This window comes from Nostoc sp., from assembly GCF_035638895.1.
Classification (GTDB): Bacteria; Cyanobacteriota; Cyanobacteriia; order Cyanobacteriales; family Nostocaceae; genus Nostoc.
Window position 1 is genome coordinate 1 of the sequence record NZ_DASQZC010000438.1, and the last position, 5,179, is coordinate 5,179.

Here is a 5,179-nt window from a genome sequence, read left to right on the forward strand (position 1 = left end):
GTTGCGATCGCCTGTCCTGCTCTCACTGCTATAACTGTTCTACTCTCCAAAAATCGCAGTATTTTTCCCAATTTACTTACCGGCAAATTACCTCTAATAAATATTCTGGGGCTGAGTTATCTGCATTGGGGTTGGCAATTACCAGGATTTCCGTTGATTGCCGTTTATGTGGCAATGATCGGTACAACTATTATTACCGTTTATCACAATTACCAACAGCCTAATCCTATCAGTGAAGAAGATCGGCGCAATCGCCGCCGATCAAGTATTAGTTTGGCTGCCACTGTAATTATTTATGCTTTGATAGTGCTGCTAGTGCGGGCAATTTTTGTTACCAAGGTAGATGTGACGCAGTTGGGGTTAGCTATTGGTATTTGTGGCTGGCTAGTAACTTGGCTAGCACAGAAGGGGAGGGCAGGGGGAGCAGGGGAAGCAGGGGGGGCAGGGGGAGTAGGGGGGGTAACAGTAATATCTCCCTCATCTCCTGTATTCCCTTCATCCTTGTTACTCTGGGAAAGACTGGGCGGCACTCTACTCTTCTTGGGTTGGCTGGTTTCGGTAGTAAATTATCCTTGGCAAGCAATAGCTGTAAGTGGTTTGGGTTTGTGGTTTGTGGGAAGTCGTTTGCGGCAGTACAGTTTCAAGTTAGACTTTGCAGCAGTTTTCCTTATTGGGTTACAGACGATTTGGTTAGGTTGGCGATTAGTACCTAATAACTTACAGAAATTAGCGATCGCAACTGGTACTCAACTAACTAATTCTCAAAATCAACCTTGGGCGTTGCTGGGTGTAGCTTTATTTCCGTACATAATTTTGATGGTGGCGCTCACAGATAACCTGCATCGCACCGAAAAGCGAGAATTAGCTAAATTTGGCGAACTGCTCACCCTCTTATTGGGAGCTTTTTTAACAACGATCGCTATAGTAAATCCGGCATTGCGATCGCTAAATCTGTTATTTTCTACCATCACTCTGGCATTCGTCACTCAACGCCGCTCCCCTGCATCCCTTCCCCTAATATATTTAACTCACATCGTGGGAGTGCTGACTTTTTGTTTTACCATTAATTGGTTATTGCCAACCCTGAATCATCAAGTCTGGGCAAGTATTTTATTAGCTCTGATGGTTGCAGAATGGGTATTTAGTCTAAGCGAAGGTTTATGGCGACGTAGTGCATGGGACATTGGTTTAGGATTAGCCGCCGCTAGTTTTTTCCTATTGTGGATGAATGCAGAATCATCTTGGTATGGCATAGCTAATGGACAAGCTCATTGGGGAGTCTTATGGCTAGTTACGCCTATAGCTCTCACAGGTGTTGCCAATACCACAATTATAGAGCGTCGTCTTACTAGCCGTTACTTAAGTGTATTGGCTGTGGGAGTTGCCCAGCTATTGACTTTACAGCTACCAGAAACGAGATTAATCGGTTTAGCCGTAGGTACGGGATTGATGTTCGCAAATACACGCTATTTGCGAAACCAAATATCTGCGGTAATTACAGAAGGATTTCTTCTAAGTTTCATTGTGGCGCTGTTATGGGTAGGCGTACCTGGCTTACCTCGCCTCGCGCTACCAGGTTGGTTTGTCGTCGGAGCGATCGCAATCCTAATTCTATGGTTAACGCGGACAGTTTTGAACCAACGCGGTAACGAATTAGCAATTATATATGCAGCCGCCAGTGATAAATGGGCGATCGCCTTGTGTGGTTTTGAGTTGTTTGGTTTAACGGTACACTCAATACTAATTTACTCAGGGTTTATTACTTCGGGATTTTTGTATTTAGCTGCCACTGCAATCACCTTGGTAGCTATTGTTTATCGCAGTTGGCGAGAACCGACAAATTGGGCATTTTATGGCATCGGTTGGTCTTTAGAGTTGTTGACTGCCCAAGTGTTGGGATTTGGGGAACGATCAATAGTTAAGATTGCGATCGCAAATATTGCTTTAGGTTTAACCGCTCAACTTGTCGGCGAGTGGTGGCGGCGACAACATCAATTAGAAAGCCTTCCTAGCAGTTTTCACATTTTGCCATTAATTTATGGTGCATTCAGTGTATTGCTGCGTGTGAACACCTTCACCGAATGGACTGGTTTGTATTCTTTGGGTGTAGCTTTAATTATCATTGGCGTGGGGCGACGCCGCGAAGACTTTAAACCCCTGCTGTACTTAGGAATTATTGGCGTATCAATTTCTGCTTATGAACTTTTGTTCTATCAAATGTCCCAAGTTTCAGGAGGAGCATTAGGTGATGGATTGATTGCCATGTCAGCCCTTGGCGCAACTATTATGTATGCTTACCGCATCCTGTCGCCTTGGTTAGTAAGCTACTTACGGCTAACTCCTCAAGAACTGAAAGGAATTGCCCATATTCACTGGGCTTGGAGTAGCTGTTTATTAATGGCTGCCATTCCTCTTCCCATTGGAGTTAACCGTTTAGTGGGATTGGGAACGGGGGTATTTTTGATTCGTTATGCCATCTTTCAGGGACGAAATTTGCCCATTTCCCCCAGCATTTTTGGAGGAATCACAATAGCCGAAATGTGGGTTTACCTTGGCTTATTAGAGGTAGCCGGGATGAGGGTTTATTGGCGCGAGACAGCAGTGGGAAAATTTTGGGCTGGGCCGTTAGTTCCTTGGAACGGTGCGATCGCCTGTGTGGTAGCCTATTTCCTGTACATCTTACCTTGGGAAAATTGGGGTTGGTCTAGAAGACCTTGGCAGCAAGCCGCCTACATCATACCATTGATAATTTTATGGGAAACCAGACTGCGAACTTACCCCATTACGTTGCTACTCGCAGCTGGATTTTACATCTTCCTGGCAAAGGTGGGTGAAAACATCCGTTTTACATATATTAGTGTGGCGTTGATTGATTGGGCGCTTTACCGTTGGTTTGATTCCTTACGCCTAACTGATCCTTTGTGGTATGTAACACCCATTGGGTTATCACTGCTTTATATTGCTCAAGTAGATACCCAACTGAAGCTACCAGAGTATAAAGTCGCTCGTCATATTCTGAGATTGCTAGGTAGTGGTTTAATTTGTGGGTGGGCAATTTTATTTAATCAAAATGCAGCCTGGATACCTGGAATTTTCAGCCTCATCGCCATTTTTGCCGGATTAGCTTTGCGAGTGCGGGCTTTTCTCTACATTGGTACAGCCACTTTTTTAATCACTACAATCTATCAATCAGTCATTTTTAGTTTGCAGTACTCCTTTTTAAAATGGGTTGTTGGCTTGCTAGTTGGTATCCTCCTGATTTACATCGCCGCTAACTTTGAAACCCGTCGCGCTCAAATAACTTCCTTAATTCGTAGCGCCATTGATGAATTTCAATCATGGGAATAGTAAGCTAAATGTTGAACTAATTAGATAGGCGATCGCCCAAATTCAAGATATCTGTAAAATTAAAAAAGAGCGATGGCATAGAAGCATAAAACAATGACACGAATTCCATTAACAGAAGCTCAACTTCGTTTACCCGAACTGATTGCAAGCCTGCAACCCGGTGAAGAAGTGGAGATTTTTTCTGGTGAGCGCACTGTCGCCAGACTGATTGGCGAACTCCAATCACCCCGGAAACCTCGCCAGCCTGGTAGTGCAATTGGAACCCTAACCATTCTGTCCGAAGATGAAACGCACTTGGAAGACTTTCACGACTATATGCCATGAAGTTTCTGCTCGATACTCAGGCATTCCTCTGGTTTGTACTCAAGGATCGCGCCCTTAGTCAAGTCGCCTGTGATTTGATTGTCGATCCCTTAAATGATATCTTGCTCAGTCCTGCTTCTTATTGGGAAATTGCCATCAAAGTTAGTATTGGTAAGTATCAAATTCCTGGAAATTTTGTAACATGGATGGAGCATCAAATCCAAGTTAATGAATTGGAAATATTACCGATTAAAGTTGCTCATGCAGCCGCGATCGTGACTCTGCCCTTTCATCATAAAGATCCTTTTGATCGGCTTTTGGTTGCCCAAGCACTCACAGAGAAGATCCCGATCATTAGCGTGGATGCAGCGCTAGACAATTTCCAGTCACTCGTTATTGGTAAGTATAATAACCTGCGATCAACCGCAGTGCGATCGCACTGTTAACCTACCTTACGATTATGAGCGATCGCGTGTGTGGTAGCCTATTTTCTCTATATTCTGCCTTGGGAAAGTTGGGGTTGGTCTAAAAGACCTTGGCAGCAAGCCCCCTATATCATACCACTGATAATTTTATGGCAAACTAGACTGCAAACTTACCCCATTACCTTGCTACTCGCAGCTGGATAACGAAAAACCAAAAATCAAGGTTTTCAAGCACATTTACAAAAAAAAGTAGGGATTTTTAGAATAGTGGGGTAGGTTTATGAAAAGATAGTTAGATAAGGAAAGCGCTGAGTTAGCAGCGCAGTTAGGAAATTGGTAGGTTTATACAATAGTGCTATTATGCGGCAACTAACTGTATAGATTGATCAAAAAGTAAGAGTTAATAGTAATAGGTTCTATTGGTGTTAACTCCTCATTGGTAAGTGCGATAACCTGCGGCTGACAACCGCAGGTTATCGCACTGTTAACGTACCTTACGATCATGAGCAATCGCGCTTCACCTCATTTACTTTTCTCAGGAGGCGGACGATTGACTCGTATCAGTTTTCCAAACAAAGATTCTTCAGCCCCAATTGCCTCATGAATCCGGGTGGCTAATCGCTGCCGATCCAAATCCTCTGTGCAAACAATGATACCTGCATGATCTAGACTCATGCGATGCAAGCGGATAAAATCATCTCGATTTACTGTCAGCACTGCCCGCCCCTGAATTGTCGCCAATGCAAGCACCTGGTCATCAGGAATTTTCTGGTTGGCTTGCCCTGCTTCTTGTACCGTCAGCACATCGTAACCCAATTGACGCAGTAGCCCCGTAACCACTTTGGGAAACCCTTCATCGGCATCAAGCAATAAGCTGTTGCGCCTTTAATTTGCACTAATATTTTTTCAATATGCTTGTGGGGTGGGCATCTTGCCCGCCCTGATTGTGCAAGTTGTATACATAACAGCTTACCACCCTTAAGCCGCCTCTTGCCGTGCGATGTCTACGACGGGCTACGCCTACGCCACTTCAATTTCTTTAGGATAAACCTCAGCGTACAGCCATGCGTTCACCAAATCAGCAGCAGTTAGCGTCGGGTAAT

Annotated in this window: 4 protein-coding genes; 3 read left to right on the top strand and 1 reads right to left on the bottom strand. The window is 44.3% G+C overall.

The genetic code is table 11. The features are described 5' to 3' along the window. From VE944_RS22215 to VE944_RS22225, 3 genes are all read left to right on the top strand, one after another. A partial coding sequence (locus VE944_RS22215) for a DUF2157 domain-containing protein (protein ID WP_324981972.1) occupies positions 1-3,348 on the top strand: 3,348 nt, incomplete at its 5' end. 93 nt (positions 3,349-3,441) lie between these two features. Then, positions 3,442-3,672: a type II toxin-antitoxin system Phd/YefM family antitoxin gene (locus VE944_RS22220; protein WP_190727343.1), complete on the top strand. Its 231-nt coding sequence runs from the start codon at positions 3,442-3,444 to the stop codon at positions 3,670-3,672. Beyond that, entirely contained in the window at positions 3,669-4,097 is a 429-nt protein-coding gene (locus VE944_RS22225) for a type II toxin-antitoxin system VapC family toxin (protein ID WP_324981979.1), read from the top strand. Before VE944_RS22220 ends, VE944_RS22225 begins: the two co-directional genes overlap by 4 nt. A gap of 501 nt (positions 4,098-4,598) precedes the next feature. Here the strand turns inward: VE944_RS22225 and VE944_RS22230 are convergent. Continuing rightward, positions 4,599-4,946 carry a DUF5615 family PIN-like protein gene (locus VE944_RS22230; RefSeq protein WP_324981982.1) on the bottom strand — a complete coding sequence of 116 codons (348 nt, stop codon included), beginning with the start codon at positions 4,944-4,946 and terminating at the stop codon, positions 4,599-4,601. Positions 4,947-5,179 lie beyond the last annotated feature (233 nt).

Bases quoted from the DNA above. Each gene is read 5' to 3' on its own strand.
- VE944_RS22220 (WP_190727343.1), top strand. From the start codon at position 3,442: ATGACACGAATTCCATTAACAGAAGCTCAACTTCGTTTACCCGAACTG.
- VE944_RS22225 (WP_324981979.1), top strand. From the start codon at position 3,669: ATGAAGTTTCTGCTCGATACTCAGGCATTCCTCTGGTTTGTACTCAAG.